Annotated in this window: 14 protein-coding genes; 8 read left to right on the forward strand and 6 right to left on the reverse strand. The window is 44.3% G+C overall.

The features are described 5' to 3' along the window. Positions 1 to 64: 64 nt before the first annotated feature. From JFC08_RS10845 to JFC08_RS10865, 5 genes are all read right to left on the reverse strand, one after another. Entirely contained in the window at positions 65 to 1,783 is a 1,719-nt protein-coding gene (locus JFC08_RS10845; protein WP_198330700.1) for a multidrug ABC transporter permease/ATP-binding protein, read from the reverse strand. 112 nt (positions 1,784 to 1,895) lie between these two features. After that, positions 1,896 to 4,178: a TonB-dependent receptor gene (locus tag JFC08_RS10850; protein ID WP_198330701.1), complete on the reverse strand. Its 2,283-nt coding sequence runs from the start codon at positions 4,176 to 4,178 to the stop codon at positions 1,896 to 1,898. Between the two features lie 303 nt (positions 4,179 to 4,481). Next, positions 4,482 to 5,609 (reverse strand): siderophore-interacting protein, encoded by a 1,128-nt coding sequence (locus JFC08_RS10855; protein ID WP_198330702.1) that lies wholly within the window; start codon positions 5,607 to 5,609, stop codon positions 4,482 to 4,484. A 350-nt stretch (positions 5,610 to 5,959) separates the two neighbouring features. After that, positions 5,960 to 7,225, reverse strand: a complete 1,266-nt coding sequence (locus JFC08_RS10860) for an HmuY family protein (protein ID WP_198330703.1) — start codon at positions 7,223 to 7,225, stop codon at positions 5,960 to 5,962. 102 nt (positions 7,226 to 7,327) lie between these two features. Further along, the gene (locus JFC08_RS10865; RefSeq protein WP_198330704.1) at positions 7,328 to 9,508 is read right to left on the reverse strand and encodes a TonB-dependent receptor plug domain-containing protein; all 2,181 of its coding nucleotides are present in this window, start codon (positions 9,506 to 9,508) and stop codon (positions 7,328 to 7,330) included. Positions 9,509 to 9,985: 477 nt separating this feature from the next. Between JFC08_RS10865 and JFC08_RS10870 the strand changes: the two genes are divergently transcribed. The 8 genes from JFC08_RS10870 (at position 9,986) to JFC08_RS10905 (ending at position 19,727) form a co-directional block, all read left to right on the forward strand. After that, positions 9,986 to 11,119, forward strand: coding sequence for a ChuX/HutX family heme-like substrate-binding protein (locus tag JFC08_RS10870; protein WP_198330705.1), 1,134 nt, complete (start codon positions 9,986 to 9,988; stop codon positions 11,117 to 11,119). Positions 11,120 to 11,269: 150 nt separating this feature from the next. Further along, the gene (locus JFC08_RS10875; RefSeq protein ID WP_227697739.1) at positions 11,270 to 12,127 is read left to right on the forward strand and encodes a heme/hemin ABC transporter substrate-binding protein; all 858 of its coding nucleotides are present in this window, start codon (positions 11,270 to 11,272) and stop codon (positions 12,125 to 12,127) included. Between the two features lie 47 nt (positions 12,128 to 12,174). After that, on the forward strand, positions 12,175 to 13,161 hold the full coding sequence (locus JFC08_RS10880; protein ID WP_198330706.1) for a FecCD family ABC transporter permease: 987 nt from the start codon (positions 12,175 to 12,177) through the stop codon (positions 13,159 to 13,161). A gap of 15 nt (positions 13,162 to 13,176) precedes the next feature. Beyond that, complete coding sequence (locus JFC08_RS10885) at positions 13,177 to 14,034, forward strand: ABC transporter ATP-binding protein (RefSeq protein WP_198330707.1); 858 nt, start codon at positions 13,177 to 13,179, stop codon at positions 14,032 to 14,034. A 332-nt stretch (positions 14,035 to 14,366) separates the two neighbouring features. Beyond that, on the forward strand, positions 14,367 to 15,608 hold the full coding sequence (locus JFC08_RS10890; protein ID WP_198330708.1) for an efflux RND transporter periplasmic adaptor subunit: 1,242 nt from the start codon (positions 14,367 to 14,369) through the stop codon (positions 15,606 to 15,608). After that, positions 15,605 to 16,888, forward strand: a complete 1,284-nt coding sequence (locus tag JFC08_RS10895) for an ABC transporter permease (protein ID WP_227697740.1) — start codon at positions 15,605 to 15,607, stop codon at positions 16,886 to 16,888. The genes JFC08_RS10890 and JFC08_RS10895 overlap by 4 nt, the downstream gene beginning before the upstream one ends. An 88-nt stretch (positions 16,889 to 16,976) precedes the next feature. Next, positions 16,977 to 17,684: an ABC transporter ATP-binding protein gene (locus JFC08_RS10900; RefSeq protein WP_198330713.1), complete on the forward strand. Its 708-nt coding sequence runs from the start codon at positions 16,977 to 16,979 to the stop codon at positions 17,682 to 17,684. A gap of 360 nt (positions 17,685 to 18,044) precedes the next feature. Beyond that, positions 18,045 to 19,727 carry an NAD-dependent malic enzyme gene (locus JFC08_RS10905; protein ID WP_198330709.1) on the forward strand — a complete coding sequence of 561 codons (1,683 nt, stop codon included), beginning with the start codon at positions 18,045 to 18,047 and terminating at the stop codon, positions 19,725 to 19,727. 269 nt (positions 19,728 to 19,996) lie between these two features. Here JFC08_RS10905 and JFC08_RS14000 read toward each other — a convergent pair. Continuing rightward, on the reverse strand, positions 19,997 to 20,112 hold a 116-nt coding region (locus tag JFC08_RS14000), incomplete at its 5' end, for an IS3 family transposase (protein WP_338101665.1).

A 20,112-nucleotide genomic window follows, 5' to 3' on the forward strand; every position in this document is an offset into this window, starting at 1 on the left:
GCAGCTTTCTAAAAGATGCCCCGCTTTTTTATTGTTCGCCATTAACTTTTTATTAAGCCAGTATTTACGCCAACATAGCAATGGCATCGGCACTGGCACGTTGCCGCTCTTCAGCATTTAACTCAATGAGTCTGCCTTCTTTCATCAGTAATAATCGATCTGCATGCTCAAAGTAACCATCATCATGACTGATGATAAACAGCGTTTTACCCAAGGCTTTGAGTTCAGGTATCAGTGTTTGATAAAACACTCGGCGAAAGGCAGGATCTTGGTCAGCCGCCCATTCATCGAGTAGCAGTATGTCTTTTTGTTCAGCCACGGCAATGAGCATGGCCAAGCGCTTGCGTTGTCCTTGTGATAGCTTGTCGGTCGATAATTGGTTTTCAGTCACGCTGACTTTATCTTGTAAATTCAATTTATGCAGCCATGTATTCACGAGCGCTTCATCGGGTTGCTGTCCCTCTCTACCAATCAGTTGTTTAAAAAGATGCTGATCGCTAAAAATGGCAGAAAAAAGCTGTCGATAATCGGCGTTGTTTTCTGAGTCAACGAGCTGGCTGTTTATTTTTACAGCACCGATGCTAGGGGTGAAAATCCCCGTGATAATCTTTGCAAGCGTAGATTTACCGCTACCATTCGCCCCGATTAAAAACACCACATCGCCACGTTTTAAGGTGAGATTAACCGATTTTAGGATATCGCTAGAATGCTCATTTTCTTTGACCACTACCTCGTTTGCATCGGTATCAATATCAATGCTTGCATAGCGATAGTCAATATCATTGAATGATATGGACTGCCAGTTGTTTACCCCAATATCCGTCGTAAAGGTTGGTTGGTACTCCGCCAATTCCAACGATTGTATTTTATCCAGCGCCACTTGTGCCGTTTGTAAGGTCGGATACGCACCAACGGCATGAAGGATGGGTGATTGCATGAATAGAATGGTTAAAGAGAAAGTGGTGGCAATACCCATCGGTATAGCAAGATAATTTGACACGGCAAACACCACACCAATGGCTGCGAACATCATAATGTTCGACCAGTTTACGGCGGATAAATGATACGTATCCGATTTAATCACTCGATGTTGATAAGACTTGGCATGATTTAAGAAATCATCTTTATAGAGTTTTTCAGCGCGGTGTTGGTTAAGCGCCAGCTCTTTGCGACCATCTATAATGGATTGATAGTCCTCATATAAAAGATCATTGATCTCTCTGAGCTCTCTTAAATGAGTATAGACATGCTTCACTAAAATGGTGCTTATCCAAATCGTCATCGCAATCCAAAACATGACAATCAATAATAATGGCAGCGACAACCAGCCTAAATAAAGGGCGACACCAACCGATAAAATAACGCCTTGCACCAGCTCTGGCATACGCACAAAGGCGACGGTAATCGATTGAATATCTGAGGATAAGCTGGCGAGTAACCGTGCGCTACCCAAATGATCTATTTGCGGGACGTTGGTGTCGATGATTTGTTTGACCAGCTTGGTTCTAAGCTCGTAGACGAACTGATGCCCCAAACGAGTCAGTGCATATTGTGATAAAAAAGTAGTGACCAATAGCAGGACAACCAAGGCTGAAAATTGACCCAAGCTCGCCCACGATAAGGTATTAAAAACAGGCTGACTGATAAAGGTGTGATTGATATAGGCAATGATGCCCACACTGACCGCCGCATTCACCAAATTAAGAAAAATAACTTTAAGAAAGGGCAGGCGATAGTGTGCCCAAATCATATGGTATAAAGAAACGGTGGCGCGAGAGGACATAATGGCTCAATAATAGAATGGTTTTTTGCGTATTTTTGATGGCATAAAAGGGAGTAGGTGGTGCCTAATCCCTTTTATCTAAGTCTTATAAACGTGGTTTAATCTGCATGTCTTAAAAGTCGAAAGTCGCTGATACTTTTAGGGCAGTAGGCTCACCAGCATTTAAATACCCAGCACCCGCATAACCACCCACTGATTGCCAATAGTCCTCTCCTGTCACGTTAGTAACCACGCCTTTTAGCGTCACGTCTTGTCCAGCGAACATGGTTTTATAGCGAGCACCTAGATCTAATGTGGTATAACCGTCAACTTTTAAGCTGTTGGCAGCATCGGCATAACGTGCGCCTGTGTGAATGATATCGCCGGTCACCGTCATTCCTTCAACTGCCGCAATATCATATTCTAGGTTGACGTTGCTTTGTAGCGTGGGCAGTCCGATGACTCGGTTGCCGTCGAACGTCACATCGCCCGTGTCTTTTTGCTCAGCCTTTAAGTAAGTAACACCAGCATTGAAGCGCATGTTTTCGCTTGGGCTACCAAATACAGTCAATTCCACTCCTTGATGGCGATTTTCGCCTGCAGCCACAAAGGTGTTGGCGTCATTGATATAAGCGCGCGGCTCATCGGTGCGGAATACCGCCAAACTACTGCCAATCAGACCATTGTCATACTTAACGCCAACCTCAGTTTGCTCACTCACGTACGGATCTAGATTTTGACCACCATTAGTGACAGCCTCACCATTATTAGTCAGAGGTGCCCTTGCACCTGGCGCTAGGCTTTCGATATAATTACCATATACAGACCAGTCCATCGTTGGCTGATAAATGATACCGACGCTTGGTGTCCATGCGCTTTCATCATAGCTAGCTGTTTTGGCTTGGGTATTATAGTCATAGCTGGTTGTTTTGATATTTTGATGACGCACGCCTAATGTGGTTTTTAATTTGTCATTAAATAGAGAAAAAGTATCTGCTAGGGCAAAGCTTTGCAATTTTTTCTCGTTAGTGAGTGTTGGGTTATTCGCGTTACCGACGAAAACAGCAGTATCTGACCAGCTGTTATCACGATATTTAATGGGGCGATATAAATTATTGGGACGAGCACCCTCAAAAGCATACGCACCTTTTTCTTCTTGATCATAAAGATCGGTTGCAATCACCCAATCATGATCAATCTTCCCCGTTTGCCATTGCCCACGCAGACCAAGCTCGGCACTTTGTACTTTATCTTCACGAATATTGTCAAAACGGGCGGTAGTACCAGCACCATTAGTATTGGTTACAGTAAGGTCTGATAATGAATTGTCTTCATCACCACGTCGCATGCCGTAAGCGCCATAAGCGGTGATACTGTCATTAAAATCATATTCGCCTCTAATGGTACCGAATACATCTTTTTCGTTTGAATACGTCCAAGGTTGTACCCAATTTTTTGAGCCGTCTGGAGCATTTGGTACACTAGACACCTCACCAAGATTGACACTAGGACGAGTCTCTGACAGCTTATTGTCTTGCCAGCCTAAATCTGCTGATAGGCGATACTGATCCCCTCTATAGTCCAAACCGAGCGCCGCCAGACCCAAGGTCGAAGACTCATCATCTATTGCGCTGTCTCCATCTTGATAAGCAGCATTAAAGCGAACCCCAATAGCGTCATCAGCACCGAAGCGATCACTAACATCTACTGCGACTTTGCCTTGGTCACCTTGACCATAACCAAGCGTTAGTTGACGTAGTGGGTCATTACTGGCGCGCTTAGGTAATAGGTTAATCGTACCACCGGCATTGCCACCACTGGGCGCTGCGCCATTGAGCATGGCAGATGCCCCGCGCTGAACCTCGACACGCTCGAACAATTCCGTTGCGATATACTGCCTTGGCAATATGCCGTATAGACCGTTATACATGGTGTCATCAGAGGTTGTGACAAAGCCGCGCATAAAGTACGCTTCTTGAAAGTTGCCAAAGCCTCTAGCGACACGAACAGTCGGGTCTTTTTTGAGCAGGTCGCCCACACTTTGGGCTTGTTGATTGCCGATATACTCATTGGTATATGAGGTAGTGGAGAACGGCGTGTCCATGATGTCTTGATTGCCCAAGATTCCGACACGGCTTCCTGTCGCTACTTGACCACCTTCATAGGCATCTGGCAACCCATCGGCTGATGCATCAGCACTACTGGTCACGACAATCTCATCGAGTACCACGCTTGGGGTATCGGATTGAGCGTCAGCACTTAAATCTGCTTGTGCCCACGCGATTTGGCTTGCACCCAGTAGTATTACCGATGTGGACAGACAAGATGAGCACAGTGATTTTAATGACAAGGGATGGCGAGACATATTCAATAGAGTAGGGCGAAATAAAGCAGAGTATAAGCGAGACAGTTGCATGAATATTTCCAGCACATAGATTAAATGCTTATTATAATGATAATCATTTTCATTACAATATATTACTGGATTAAATCTCAATATATTTTTATCGTGTTAAGTGTACGTTTTTGTTAGGAAAAACAGTAAGTCGTCTAAAGTTGATTAATTACACTACGTTGATTAGTCGCGCTACACCAGCAGCAACGATTGTTATTAGCTCAATTTAGAAGTCAGCACAAGTGGTTAGTAAGTGGCTAAATGCCTATTATTTATTAAATGCTTGCTGTTTATAGAAAATACCATTTACAAAAAACATAATGATTATTGCGCACGCCAGTAGACTTTAATGACCATATCCTGACGTGATAATCCAAGATTTGCCTTTAGTTGCTGTCGCAATGATTTGATATCCGCTGCTTCCAGCGCGCCCCATACTTTGTCAATATTGACAGGCAGTCGCGCAAATTGTGTATTTAATAATGCCATTATTTGTTCAGTAATATCAGTTGTTGGGGTATTAACCAGCTGGCACACATTATCTTGCAAAAAATGCGCATTATGGCGTAGTTGATTACTGAGTGTGAGGGTGTGTAAGTAACGGATATCGTCTGGATCATTAGTGATGGCAATGACGAGGGGCGGCAATGGATTCTGCCAGTTTTCCAATAGATTGGCCACCGTAGGCAAAGAGGTTTCATCACAGATGAGTAAGCACTGACCAGTGCTGAGATGTTCTATTTTCTCTGGATATTCACGTACTGTTTTGATTTGACTGCCACAGTCAAGCGCGCGTGCCCAACTGCCTCCTGCCGTGTCGCCATGAGTATAAACGTCTATCCACGCTTGGACAGACGAGCTGCTCGAATCTCGCCATGCTTTTCGCAAGGTATAGTAGCGCTGCAAAGGTTTGTCGCTATCTTTGGGCTGATGTTTTGTAGCAGATAGACCGTCCGCATCTAGCTCAAACAAATACGCGTAGCCCGGATGAGAGAGTGGCGTACTATCGGGTGCGGTTACTAGCAGTCGATACATATTGGGGCTGGCATAATAGCCATTAATGACCGTAAAACGCTGTTCTTGAAGCTTGATCGTGCGCTTGCCAAGCTTATTGGCAGAGGTTTGCAATAGCGTTATATATTGCTCCTGTAGCGTCATAGAGTCACTAATAGGAACTTTAAAATCGATAAAATATTGACGGCTGAGCTTGCTGCTGTTTGTCAAAGTATCGTTGTCATGATTAGTGGTTGTGACATCCATCAATATCCCATCAGTATACAGCTCTGTTATCGAGGCGATCTCGTGCTCACTCACTGCCGTGGTAGTAAAGGCATTGATAAACATCGCGAGTTCATCTTGATGCTCTTCATTGACATGACTCATAAACTGAGCTTTGTCAGCCATGTCGAGCGGTGTTTTATCGAAATCGTACTGAGTAAGTGGTTGAGCCATAAAATGTCGTCCAAGCCAAAATTCAAATAATTATTCAGCAAAATTTTTAATGAATAAATGATTGGCTGCTGATTAAGGGCAAGATGGAACTATAATAGTTAATAAGCATAAAACATTTAAATGTTAATGATTATTAATATCACCTAGATTTTTATTACGATAATATACCATAGGTTAATTTATTTACAATCATAAAAGGACTGGTGTTATCGAATGACTAATAGCTTTCTTGTAATGATTGGCAGTGGTGACTCTTAAACTGTGTATAAACGTGATCGCCCAACCCGTTTTTGCAAGGTTTGATAGCTTACAAAAAAGGGTTAGGCGAGCTAAAGTCGAACAGTAGAGTGTTAAGGAGCAGGCTGAATGTCTATTTTAAATTCCCATGAGGTCGCAGTCGTCGCTGAGCTATCAGGGTAATTGATTTTATCCAAACGCACTCGGGCATAGCTATTGCCTTCAGCAGATCTAATGAGCGCACCTTGAGCGCTGTCAACTGCTTTGGCGTTTAGTTGATGGGTCATGCCATTGTAGGTATACCAGCCAAAGTCTAGGTTCGGGAAATTACCCGTATAAGCAGGATTGAGATCCGAGCCTTTACTGTCAATGACCCAGCTTCTGGCATTCATCGGTTTATCGTACACAGCGGTGTTAGTAAGGTCGGTTAAAGTCGCCGCACTACCATCGGTTATAAACTTGCTGACAATGGGTTCACCTTTGTCATCATAATACCCTATTGGTGTTTTTGATAAGAAGCCACCAACTTTGCCTTTATTAGTGCCAATCGCAGAATCACCACCATTTAAAATGACGCTATTACGCTTAAAGCCAATCTGCCAAGTACTGTTTTTATCGGCGCTACTTTGTCCTGTGGTTAGATCAAAATAGACCCAGTTATCATTGTTTGAGGCATCGATGGTTTGCGTCTGTACCTTGTTCGGTAGCGCCGTATCAATCCAGCGCAGAGTAGGGTAGCCCGAGGTTCCAGCATTATTATAGTAGTTGGTAATCTGCATGGCATAAATAGGCTGCTGTACGCTGCTGTCTGTCATGGCGCTGCCATTATCTGTGGTGACAAGATAGACACGATTGTTCGGGTAGAGCTGATGGTTGTCTTTTAAATTGTATTCAAACCAAGGCTGTGCATCAAAAATACCACCACTACGGTCTTCATTGTAGTGCATGGTAATATCACGACTGGTATCAGGATCTTGAGTTGCATTACTATAACGACTCAGATCTGACCAATCGATTAAACCAAAAACGCCGCCCAAACCTGCGCCAGAATCACCACTATTTGACCAAAGCTTGACCGAACGCGCTTGGTTATCAAACTTGATATCCCATTTATCCTCAGCACACGAGCTTTCAGCTTTGTCATCAAAGTCATAACAGGTCGCAGTATTAGGCGCTAGATTGGTGACTTGCCAAGTAGCCGTTTCGCTAAAGCTGGCACTGCTCACAGGCGGGGTAGTGCTGCCATTATCGCTATTGCCACTATTCGAGCCATCACCGCCGCCACCGCAGCCAGTCATGCTGAGTGCTAAAATACTGCCACTAAACAGTAATGCCAATTTGGTCGGCTTGGTGTGAATTGCTGGGGAAATGGGGGTCATATCAGCTTCCTTGAAGGTTGTGGTTTCAGATAGAGGGTACAAAATAAGGGTAAAAATAGCGGTACAAATACACTTGCTTTAGAATGATTGTGAATCAAAGGCTTACCAATGGTAGCTGGCGCCAAGTAACCACTCGCGATTATCAATGGGACGGTAGTCACTGGTATCGGTGACATCACGCTGCACATCAAAGATATTATTAATCGCTGCATACAAGCTCAAGTTTGCAGTGGCATCATAATTGAGCTTGCTATCTAGCGTCCACCAAGACGGTGAATACGCCTGCTCGCTGGTACTAATCAGTTGTTTGGATTCATAATTGAGGCGCGGGATTAGCTGTAATTTGTCATTGATTTGATAATCAAGCGCCAGCATCGCTTTGTGATTGGGTTTATAAGTCAGCTCGGTATCCGTCACATTGTTATGCGTCTTGAGGTAAGCGTAGCTGGCTTGTAGTTTGGCGCGCTCGTCCACTTGCCAATCAATGCCAATATCGCCGCCATAGGTTTTGGCGCTATCGACGTTCATATATTTATAAATGGCGATGTTACCGTCGAAGGTAGCGTTGTCTTCATCGGTTTGGATCAGGTCATCTATCTCGTTATAAAAACCATTAACCGTCAACTTCATGGTGTCGCTCAGTTGACCTTGATAGCCGATCTGGTAACTGGTTGAAGTTTCAGGCTGCAAGTCGGGATTGCCCATGACTTTATAACCCAAATTGCTATGGTCAAAGACGTAGTAGCGTTCTTTTAGATTGGGCACGCGATAACCACCACCAATACTGCTACGAAAGACATGGTCACGACCGCTGGCATCCAAATGGTTGTATTTGAGTGATACTTTTGGCGCTGTATGACCACCAAAGTCCTCATCGTTTTGATAGCGAATACCGCTCAACACTTCCCAGTTATCGCCAATCAGCCAATCATCTTGTAGATATAGCTCACCGACATCACGGCTGACGTCATCGCTGATGAGCTCGCTGACTTGGTTTTTCGTTTGGCTTAACTTGTCTTGCTGAACCTGACCGCCGACTTGGATAAGATGAAGGTGCTTATCGGATAGCAATAGCTCAGGTAGATCGAGCTGGGCTTGTGCCAACGTCGTACTAATCTCTGTATCACGGGCACTAGTGATGGCTTGCTGTGTTTTAGTATTGGATTCGCTTTGATATTCCTCATGCAGCGCTTGAGCGGACAATCGATAAGTCTTGCTGCGATCATCGACATGCGGCGCGATATCAGCGCGTGCCCCGATACTAAAGCGCTGCTTAGTAATATGCTCATCTCTTTGCTGTGCCAAATAGCGCGGCGCGACATAATAATTAAAACGGCTAATATCGTCTTCTTTATAGTGGCTGGCTTCTAGCCAATATTGAGAATTTTTGACCAGTCGGCTATCGTTTTGGTCATTGTTATTACCTGATGTGTCGTTACCGTCAGGGCGGTAGCTGAGGCGGGCACTGACTTGTGATTGCTCGCTGGCATCTTTTAATCTGGGCCATGCTTCATGGTCTAAGCTTAAGCCATCATTGTCCAGATACGAGCCTGATAGACGCGCGTGAAAGCGCTGGTTTTTATCCAATGCCCCTTCCACACTGGCTTCTACATAGCGCTTATTGGCATCTAACTTTTTACCAGATGGATTCTGATGCCCATTGCTGGCAATCTCGGTGGTGATATGTCCTGTTGCCGCGCCAATAGGTTTGGTGATGATATTAATGACGCCGCCCATCGCCGCGCTACCAAACTGCGCTGACGCCGCTCCTTGCACCACTTCTATTTGCTCAATATCCATATTCATATATTGATTCAAGTTTACTGTCGAGCCAGTGCTTGCTGTAATCGGTAAACCGTCAATCAACACCAATACTTGATCACCTGTGAAGCCTTGCATGCTGACTTCGTAACCTGTCTTGCCGTGGACTTCACGTAAGTAGACATTGGGCAACAAGGCCAGCGCTTCTTTCAAAGTATGAGCATGGTTGTCATCGAGCTGCTGGCGACTGAGTACTTGCAGGGCAACTGGCGCATCACTTAAAGCGCGCTCAGAGCGAGTCGCCGTTACCACGATAGGGTCTAAACGCGTGCTCGGCATGGCTGCATCGTCGGTCATATCACCATTCGTCTCTGCGAAAATTGGCGCTGCTTGGGCTGAAACTGACGTAAATGCAAACAATGCTAATGCCACACTTATGGCTAATGGGCTACGACGCAGCAGTGAGGGATGGGTGTTTAGTCCCGTATGAGTCAACGATAAATCAAACGCTAAAATTGACATAAATAAAACAGCCATCGTAAAAAGAGAAAGTAAGAAAGTCGCGTTGCTTAAAGACCTTTTGCTACAAAAAGAGCGATCTAAAGCGACCTTTTCATAGTATTAATTATTAAAGGTTTGGTTACTTGATTCACTAGATTAAGTAACAAAGCCCAGACATAGTATTTCAAACGATAATAATTATCAAGATGTAAATGATAATTATTATTATTTACAAAGTGAAAAAATGTTGCCATAATGATTTCGTCCGAAGCCTAGAGACAAAATTATAAATGATGAATTAGAAGTGATAATTGCTAAAAGTCTGTTTGATAAATACACCCTTGCTGCATCATTGCAAGCCCTGTAGTACAGCAGGCATTGGTTTTATCAAACATCAATCATCATCGTCGCTGCTATTTTCTGAAGATATTCATATCTCAATACTATATAGCCAAGATTGTTGGCTTTTTTACTGCTATTTATTTTATGGAGACCATCATGAGTCAACCGTTATCGTTAACCAAAAAAAATACTGAGCTGTGGCAACAGTACCAAGCATTAAAAGCAAAAACACCGATGCTATTTCCCACAGAAGGAGCAGCTGCATTAGGTGTCAGCGAATTTGAGCTGATGTTAGCCTCCCCTTATAGCCAGTATATGGGTGATCAGTGCAAAGCTGTATTAAAGCAATTTGAAAAATTTGGTGAAATGGAAAGCATTGTCAGAAACGAGCTGGCCGTGCATGAAAAAACAGCGCCGTATCATAATCTTAAGCTTGGCGAAAAGATGGGATTGGCACTCAATGTTGGTGGTCTAGATTTGCGATTCTTTATGTGGCAATGGCAGCATATGCTGGCGGTAACGGATACCAGCCGCGCCGATAAGCCCTCTTATAGTATTCAGTTTTATAACGCGCAAGGCGGTGCGATTGATAAAGTCTATCTACGAGAGTTAAGCGCTGAGACTATTGCGCGCTGGCAAGCGATGATTCAGGAGCAGCAGCAAACGGTGAATAATGAGACGCTGACGTTAGAAGCACAAGAACCGCTAAATGACTGGCGTTACAAGGCATTAAGTGAAGATGCGCGCGCGCAGTTACAACAAGGCTGGCAAGCAATGACAGACGTGCATCAGTTTCATTCATTATTAAAAAACCTCGATATAGATCGTGCTAGTAGCTACTGTCAAGCACCAGAGCAGATGACGCAGCAGCTTGATATTAGCGCGGTCGAAGCGGTTTTCGAGCAAGCGCGTGATGCCAAATGTCCGATTATGATATTTGTCGGTAATAGTGGTCTGGTGCAGATTCAGACTGGCACCGTGCAGACACTCAAACGCATGGGCGATTGGTTCAATATTTTAGATAAAGACCATAATGACTTTACGCTGCATTTAAAAGACAAAGCATTGGCGCAAGTATGGAGCGTTAAGCGTCCAACCAAAGACGGTATCGTGACTTGTATCGAAGGTTTTGATGATCACGGCGTCAGTATCTTTAGTGTGTTCGGTCAGCGTATTGAAGGCACGCCTGAGCTTGAAGCATGGCAGCAAATTGTCTCGACGGTCATCGAAGCGCATCCATATGCAGAAGCCTTAGCAGTAGTTGCAATGGCTGAAGAAGAGAGCGTGTAAACCCGTCATAAAAAATCAGCAAATTTTGCGATATTGACACTCACATAACGGATAAGTCATAGCTGTTGTGTGAGTTATTTGGGATGCTTAATACACGTTAATGGTTCTGTTAATAGTGTCATTTTTTACGTTAGCAAATTAGGAATGCTTATGTCTTCTGCATTATCAAAAACAGTAATCACTCACGCAGTGATAAATAAAAAATTGACCAGTCGGGCTATCAGTACTGCTGCCATTATTGGCGCATTTGCCGTGCCCTCACTTTCTGCCCAAGCTTATGAGCGTATTGTCGCGATGAGCCCCGATGTTGCAGACGTCGTGGTGGCACTAGGAGCGACCAATAAGTTGGTTGGTAAAGATGCAACCAATCATAATCCAGCGTTAAAGAGCGTGCCAGCCGTGGGTATGCACCGTAATATCACCGCCGAGTCAGTGTTGGCGGTCAAGCCAGACTTGGTGCTTGGTAGTTATATGGTGCAGCCTGCGAGTATTTATCAGCGCTTAAACGGCTTAAAAGTTAAAGCCGTTAATGTCGCGCCCAAAGAAGAGGTAAGCACCTTTGCCAATAGTATTAAATCTATCGGCAGTTATGTTGATAAAAAATCCGAAGGGTCGCAGCTTGCAAAGCGTTGGAATACAGGGATGAGTCCAATGGCAAAGACGGGTAAGCGTTATTTATTAAGTTACGATGGTCGTATCGTTGCAGGTAAAGGCACGGTAGGGGATGAGTTGATTCGCCGAGCTGGTGGGATTAACGCTGCAAACGTATCAGGGCTAAAACCTATGTCCCGTGAAGGCTGGCTGGCCGCCAAGCCCGATGTGATTATTATTGCCGATCATAATCAGGCAGTGGTTGGCGGGGTCAGTAAATTTAGTAAACGTCCTGAGGTTGCAGCAAGTGCCGCAGGCAAGAAGGGCGGCGTACATTTTTGGCCAGCAGATGACTTTCTGCGTTATGGCTTGCATTCGCCTGACGTCTTAAAAAAGCTGAACGCTGTAGCAAAATAGCCTAAGCAAAAATCCTTTATCTCATATTCAACAAAATGACATCTCACATGGCAAATACGATTTCTGCTTCTATCTCTACACAAACTGGAAAACATAAACCTAGCCTCTACTATATTACTGCCGCTGTCATATCTGTGCTACTAATTTGGTTGGCGCTTGGTATTGGCTTTGGCGAATGGTCAAGCCCTAGCCATCTTGACGATACTATTTGGCAGCTGCGTTATCCGCGTGTGGTGACGGTATTACTGGTTGGTATGGCGTTGTCAGTTAGTGGTGCAGCATTACAGGCTTTATTTGAAAATCCTTTAGCGGACCCTAGCTTAATCGGTACATCAGGTGGCGCAGCGCTTGGTGTTGTTTTGGTTCTGGCATTGGGGTTTGGCGGCATTGGGATACCGCTTGCGGCGTTTACTGGAAGCGTATTGGTGTGCTTGTTTATTCTCGCTTGTCATCGGTTTTTGGGTGGTGGGCAGATGGGCTTGCTGATATTGGGATTTGTCATCAGTGCTTTTTGTGCTGCGGTGGTCAGCCTGATTTTATTCATGTCTGATGATATGGTGCTGCGCTCCGCGACCAATTGGCTGTCAGGCAGTATGGCGGAAGCGGGTTTTGTGCCGCTGCGATATTCAATTATTTCTATGGTTTTAGGCTTAGCGATTTTATTACCGTTAGGTCGTCAGTTGGATGGACTGATGCTTGGTGAGGCAGCCGCTAAGTCCTTGGGCATCAAAGTGGGTGTGGTTCGTTGTTTGGTCGTGATTGCCTCGGCATTACTGACAGGGGCAGCGGTGTCTTTAGCAGGCGTCATTGGTTTTATTGGCATGATGGTGCCCAACCTATTAGCTATTCTGTTTGGTGGCAGACGTATGCGTCTCATGATTTGGTCTGGTTGGCTTGGGGCGATATTATTACTCGTCATTGATGGCGCGGCGCGGCATGTTGCTTATCCAGTGGATGTGCCCGTTGGCATCGTTTTAGCGTTGCTTGGCGGTCCATTCTTTATTTGGCTGTTTGTGCGTAGTAGCCGCCGTTAATTGGAGAGAGTATTTATGTTTCATTCGTATTTTACGGCTACATCAAAGACATCGCTAGCAAATCGAGAAAGCAATATAGATAGTAGTAATATCAAGAGTAGTGATGCAGGCGAGTTGTTGTCGATGCAAGATATTCATATCTCGCATGGCCATAAAACATTGTTAAAGATAGATAAACTAACCGTGCCAAGCCAAAAGCTGGTCGCCTTTATCGGACCAAATGGCGCGGGTAAAAGTACGTTGCTGCACACGGTTTTAGGTCAACACACAGGAACCGCGCTTAAAACGGATGGTCACATTACGATTTACGGTCAGCCGATCAACGAGGTCATGAATGATGGTCATATCGCTTGGGTTGGACAACATGAGCGTTTTGAGCTGCCGTTAACGGTATTGGATTATGCGCTGTTAGGAGTCTCGCCAAATCTTGCATGGTATCAGCGCCCAAATAGCCATCATGTTGAGCGCGCGCAACGTTTACTACAAGACTTTGAGTTATCAAGTTTGGTCAGTGCCCGCGTGCAAACCTTATCAGGCGGTGAAAAGCAGCGCTTGGCTATCGTAAGGGCGCTAATGCAAGACACTAAAATCATGATGTTTGATGAGCCGACCAATCATCTCGATATTCGCCATCAGCGTTTTTTACTTCATTATTTACATAATTTGGTGCGACAGCAACGCAAAAGTATCTTGGTTGTGTTGCATGATTTGACCCATGCGCATCGCTATACTGATGAAGTGGTGCTATTAAGCGGTGGACAAGTTGTTGCACAAGGAACGCCTAGTGAAGTGATGACACGCTCGCAATTAAGCGATGTTTATGATGTTGATATTAAGGTGCATCAAACTGAAGATGGTTTGGTGTTTATATGATTCTGAGCACTTGAGCCATTATTCTGACTTTACGATAGGCATTTGATGATCAACTTGGCTTTTTAATCTGTATATATCGCACTGATTTATTCGGCAGTAAAAACCCCTTCATGCTATATAAATAATAGCCTGAAGGGGTTTTTTACATCTTAACTATTGTAGTGAATCAAATACTCTTAATATAACCATGCAAAATATAACCATACCAACAGGATGATTTTCAGTTAATAAATGATTTTAAACCTAAAAAATTTTGCAGTAAACTCGCATAACGATCGGATTTAGTAGAAACTGTAAACTACTAGGTACTTGTTCTGAACGGGAGAAACTCATTGCGCGCTATTCCTTATAAACTGATCGTTAGCGCACTACTGCTCATCATTATTGCGGGATTTTTTGCCTTTCGCTGGTGGCAAGGACCACTATTACCAAGCTATAGAATATCTTCGATGCCTTTGGTGCAGACGGTCATAGCGACTGGACGGGTCGTTGCCGTATCGAATACTGACATTGGTAGCGAGATATCAGGTGTCGTATTAGAGCGACGGGTAGCAGAAGGCGAACAAGTCGCTGCAGGAGATTTATTATTGGTACTAAGCTCCGATGACGTTGCAGCCCAAGTGCGGCAAGCAGAAGCCGAGTTGGCGGAGTTGATTAGTAGCACTCGTCCACAGGCAGCAGTAGATTTGGCAAATGCCGAAGTAGCGTTGGCGCAAGCTGATCGTAATGTCGAGCGTAGGCGCGAATTGGCTGCTATCTCGGCCATCTCTGATGAGGAAATGGAGCAGGCGATTCAATCCCAAGCTCAAGCACGCAATAACCTTGAAAATGCACGACTGAGAGCGAATGCACTCTCCTCTGGTGGTGTTGAAGAAGATTTATTACGTGCTCGTATTGCCGCATTGCAGGCTCAGCTCAATAAAGCGCAAGTACGTAGCAAAGTATCAGGTACTATTCTGACCCGTAATGTAGAAATAGGCGATTTGGTGCAACCAGGTCAGAGCTTGTTTACTATTGCCCTCGATGGTAAGACTGAAATAAGAGTACCGCTTGATGAACGTAATTTATCTCGGTTGGCTTTGCAGCAACCAGCTGTCGCTATTGCCGATGCCTATCCGGATAAACCGTTCCCCGTACGTATTAGTTTCATTGCACCAAGTATAGATCCGCAACGCGGTACGGTAGAAGTGCGATTGGCCATTGATCCTGTACCTGAGTTCTTGCGCCAAGACATGACAGTATCTGTAAATATCGAAACGGATCGACGCGCAAAAGCCTTAGTCATTCCGAATGATGCACTAGCCAATGTTAAAGAAGACAGCGCCGAAGTATTATTATTGCGGGATGGTCAAGTACAGCGCCAGCGAGTAAGATTGGGATTGCGCGGGCTATCAGCTTCAGAGGTGCTCTCAGGACTGAGCGCAGGTGATGAGATATTGGTTGATGCGACAGTCTCACTGGCTGATGGAAAAAGAGTGAGAACCGCGCTTCAAGCAGCACCTTTTGCCGCTCCTGATGCTGACAAGATAACGACGGTAAGTGATAAGAGCCAAGCAGCGGAGACAGTCAATTGACGGCTTTTTTCGGTAGACTATGGATTGATGCCACTATTGCCATCAGTTTTTTACGCGAGGGACGCATACAGTCGTTGATGATTACTCTGGGAGTAGCGATAGGTGTTGCCGTTATTATATTTATCACCGCACTCATCCAAGGATTACAGACTAACCTTATTGAAAGCACCCTTGGCAGTCAGGCACATATTCGCTTAGTAGCGCCAGATGAAGTCAACCTAATAGCGCCGTATGCTGATGATACGCTGCAACTGATACAAGAAGACAAGCGTCCACAACGTCTGCGTTCTATTAATAATTGGCAGCAAATCACTGATACGCTGGATCAACTGCCCTTGTTAACTGCCGTATCGCCAAACGTGTCTGGGCCTGGGTTTGTCCGGCGTGGTGAGGCATTAGAGTCGGTGATACTAGTAGGTACTGACTTGGCGCGCTATCAGAATATAATCCCACTTGATGAATACTTAATCAGTGGTGAGCTGCGAGTGGGCGCAGATAATGTATTGATTGGTAGTGAACTGGCTAAAGATTTGGGTGTAGAGGTCGGTAGTAAACTGCGCTTAGATACTGGTCAAGACGATGGCGATAGTATTCCCAGTAATAATCTGAGCAACAACCTTGGTAGCAACCTTAGTAACAACAGCGCTGTAGTCAATATCGCTGGTATATTTGAGCTCGGCGTACGAGAGCTTGATGCACGCTACGTCTATCTAGACTTAAAACAAGCACAGTCATTACTCAACCTACCGGGCGGTATCACAGTCATTGATTTGACGGTTGAAGATATCTTTGAGGCGGAGGAAATCGCTGCACAAGTGGGTCGTTTGACCTCACTGCAAGCAGAAAGCTGGATTCAAACCAACGCCCAACTGCTGAGTGGTCTCACGGCTCAAAGTTTATCTAGCAATATGATTGTCGTTTTTGTGGCGATCTCGGTGGCTTTTGGCATAGCCAGTGTGCTGTCGGTCAGTGTGGTTCAGCGTACGCGCGAGATTGGTATCTTACGAGCCATGGGTGCAACTCGTCAGCAAATCCTACGAATATTCTTAATTCAAGGCGCTATATTTGGCTTGTTAGGCTCGATTGTCGGTAGTGGTGTCAGCTATGTATTGGTCTGGTCTTTTAATACTTTTGGGCCCGACATATTTACAATTCCCATATCGATAAACCTGATCTTAGTGACTATGTCGTTAGCCACGCTAACTGGTGTGATAGCAGCCGCTATTCCAGCGCGGCGCGCAGCAGCACTTGATCCAGTGGTGGCTATTCGTTATGTCTAATCATGATTCTAGCGACACTTTTAATAATGACTTTAACAGTGACTTTAAAGATGTTTCTGCCAATCCTTTTAATAAGACGTCAACTCCTATGTCCAGTCAATCTCACGAAGTTCTGCGTTTAGAGGCACTAAAAAAGTCTTATAACATCGGTCAACCTAATGAGATTGAGGTGCTGCACGGTATTGACTTAACCATCAGCAATAACGACTTTGCTGCCCTGATTGGTCCTTCTGGTTCAGGTAAAAGCACTTTACTAAATGTACTAGGGTTACTAGATCAGCCAGCCAGCGGTGAGCTATATCTGTTGGGTCAAGCGACCAGTGCTATGAATGATGCTGGTCGCACCGCTTTACGGGGCAGTAGTATTGGCTTTGTCTTTCAGTTCCATCATCTGATTCAAGCGTTTAGCGCATTAGACAATATCTTAATGCCGCTAACATTGACAAGGGGTCGTCCAAATAAGCTTACTATCCAAAAAGCGCGCGAGCTACTGGCAGCGGTTGGGTTAGAGCGCTTTGCTGACAGTAAACCTAACGAGCTATCAGGTGGTCAGCAACAGCGTGTCGCCATTGCACGCGCCTTGATAACCGAACCGGCATTGCTATTGGCTGATGAACCTACAGGTAATCTGGATACCGTGACGGCTGGAGAAGTGTTTGAGTTGTTCCGCAAAGTCAATCAGGAACGTGATTGCGCGGTATTGCTGGTCACCCATGATCCACGCTTGTCAGCATCTTGCGATCGAACGATTAATTTGGTTGATGGTCGTATTGATAGTGATACGTTGAATAATTGAAAAATATCGTAGTGATAATAAAAGTCATATTGGCGGATTACTTATCTGCTTAACAAAGATTTCTATCAATACCGCCGTCAATACTGACATCAATAAAGGTAGCGGCTTCGATTGTATGAAATCTCATAGAAAACACCCAATAATCAAAAACCCTTTTTTATAAAAATTTAAGGTAAAAGCTAAATATATCTATATTTCTAGGCCAATGTATCCGTGCCATCACCTTTAGAGCCATGTTCATTCAAAATGATTTTGTTATCTATTGTTAAATACCAGTAGATGCTATGTATAATGCAGCACTAGCATAGCTTTCACTCAGTATGGCTTTCACTCATATGCCTTTAATAAGAAGATTACATTATGTCAAACAAGCGTCCTTTATATATTCCCGTTGCAGGCCCCGCTCTTTTAGAGACTCCTTTACTAAATAAAGGCAGTGCTTTTTCATCAGAAGAGCGTGATAGCTTTAATTTAACTGGGCTATTACCTCATAATATTGAGACAATTGAAGAGCAATCACTACGCGCTTATCATCAACTGCGCTCATTCACTAATGATATGGATAAGCATATTTACTTGCGTAACATCCAAGACACCAATGAAACCTTATTCCACCATCTGATTGAGCAGCATATTGAGGAAGTCATGCCGCTCATATATACCCCAACCGTGGGTCAAGCATGTGAAAAATTCTCGCAAATTTATCGCCGTAAACGCGGTTTATTTATCTCATATCCTGAGCGCCATAAAATCGATGACATGCTGCAAAATGCCACCAAGCAAAACGTGAAGGTAATCGTTGTCACTGACGGCGAACGTATATTAGGTCTAGGGGATCAAGGTATTGGTGGTATGGGTATTCCCATTGGTAAATTGGCTTTGTACACCGCTTGTGGTGGTATTAGCCCTGCTTATTGCCTACCAATTTTGTTGGATGTTGGTACCAATAATCAACAGCTACTTGACGATCCTATGTACATGGGTTGGAGAAACCCACGCATTTCTGGTGATGAGTATAATGAGTTTGTCGACTTATTCATTCAAGCCGTTAAACGTCGTTGGCCAGAAGCATTATTACAATTTGAAGATTTTGCCCAAGAGAACGCGACACCATTATTAAATAAATATCGTGACCAATTATGCTGCTTCAATGATGACATTCAGGGTACTGCTGCGGTTTCAGTCGGTACCTTGATTGCCGCGTGCTTGAATAAAGGTCAGACGCTTAGCCAACAAAAAATAGCATTTTTAGGCGCAGGGTCTGCTGGTTGTGGTATTGCTGAGCATATTATTCGCCAAATGCAGCGTGAAGGGTTAACGGAGGCGCAGGCGCGCAGTCAAGTATTTATGGTTGACCGCTATGGCCTACTAACAGATGGCATGACAGAACTGCAAAAATTCCAAGAACCGTTAGTACAAAAAGAATCCGCTATTGAAAGCTGGGATAAAAGTAAGAAACTCGGTTTAGCGCAAGTGGTTAAACAAGCAAAAATAACCGTATTATTCGGTGTCAGTGGACAAAAAGGTCTGTTCACCCAAGAGGTGATCGAATCCTTGTGTGTTAATACTGAACATCCTATTGTATTACCACTTTCAAACCCCACGTCTCGTGTGGAAGCAACACCGCAAGAAGTGACTAATTGGAGCAAGGGTAAGGCAATTGTTGCAACAGGTAGCCCTTTCCCTCATACCACTTTTGAAGGTCAGTCTTTCGAGGTTTCTCAGTGTAATAACAGCTATATTTTTCCCGGGATTGGTCTGGGTGTTTTAGCAGCACGGGCGACGGGTATCAGCGATAATATGCTCATGGCGGCAAGCCAAGCCCTTGCAGATATCTCAATGGAATACGAAAAAGCACCTGGCGCCATCCTACCGCCGATTAAAGTTATCAGAGAGATTAGTGAAAAAATAGCGTATGCAGTGGCATTGCAAGCGGCTCAAGATAAGCTAGCACTACCTATCACAGCGGAGAATTTACAACGTCGATTAAAAGCGAATTTTTGGTTACCTGAATATCGTAATTATCGCCGTACTTCTTTCTAATGTTAAAAATTAGATATAACAAATTCTAATATCAAGCACATTATCTAAGTAAAACACTAAATGAAAAAAGGTTGCTAACGCTATATTACATATAGTATTGGCAACCTTTTTTACTGCTATCCAATCCATTAGTTTAGCAAGTTTACTTTTACCGATTCTTCAGCACAGTTCAATGATTGTTTTCTATTAAATTCTAGACAATAAAAAACCCTTACAAGTCAATGACTGTATGAACCGCCCCGACTATATCGGAGAGTGTTTTACTTGAGTCAGGCAGCAATGCCTGACAGGGTTAAATTGTCATAATACCGCTTTTCAAACTCAAAAGGCGACACATAACCAATCGTGCTATGCAGTCGTGTTTTATTGAACCAGTCCACCCATT

This window comes from Psychrobacter cibarius, assembly GCF_016107535.1.
Taxonomy (GTDB): Bacteria; Pseudomonadota; Gammaproteobacteria; order Pseudomonadales; family Moraxellaceae; genus Psychrobacter; species Psychrobacter cibarius.

Bases quoted from the DNA above. Each gene is read 5' to 3' on its own strand.
- JFC08_RS10885 (WP_198330707.1), top strand. From the start codon at position 13,177: ATGTTTCATTCGTATTTTACGGCTACATCAAAGACATCGCTAGCAAAT.
- JFC08_RS10905 (WP_198330709.1), top strand. From the start codon at position 18,045: ATGTCAAACAAGCGTCCTTTATATATTCCCGTTGCAGGCCCCGCTCTT.
- JFC08_RS10850 (WP_198330701.1), bottom strand. From the start codon at position 4,178: ATGCAACTGTCTCGCTTATACTCTGCTTTATTTCGCCCTACTCTATTG.
- JFC08_RS10880 (WP_198330706.1), top strand. From the start codon at position 12,175: ATGGCAAATACGATTTCTGCTTCTATCTCTACACAAACTGGAAAACAT.
- JFC08_RS10865 (WP_198330704.1), bottom strand. From the start codon at position 9,508: ATGTCAATTTTAGCGTTTGATTTATCGTTGACTCATACGGGACTAAAC.
- JFC08_RS10855 (WP_198330702.1), bottom strand. From the start codon at position 5,609: ATGGCTCAACCACTTACTCAGTACGATTTCGATAAAACACCGCTCGAC.
- JFC08_RS10860 (WP_198330703.1), bottom strand. From the start codon at position 7,225: ATGACCCCCATTTCCCCAGCAATTCACACCAAGCCGACCAAATTGGCA.
- JFC08_RS10900 (WP_198330713.1), top strand. From the start codon at position 16,977: ATGTCCAGTCAATCTCACGAAGTTCTGCGTTTAGAGGCACTAAAAAAG.
- JFC08_RS10845 (WP_198330700.1), bottom strand. From the start codon at position 1,783: ATGTCCTCTCGCGCCACCGTTTCTTTATACCATATGATTTGGGCACAC.
- JFC08_RS10870 (WP_198330705.1), top strand. From the start codon at position 9,986: ATGAGTCAACCGTTATCGTTAACCAAAAAAAATACTGAGCTGTGGCAA.
- JFC08_RS10875 (WP_227697739.1), top strand. From the start codon at position 11,270: ATGTCTTCTGCATTATCAAAAACAGTAATCACTCACGCAGTGATAAAT.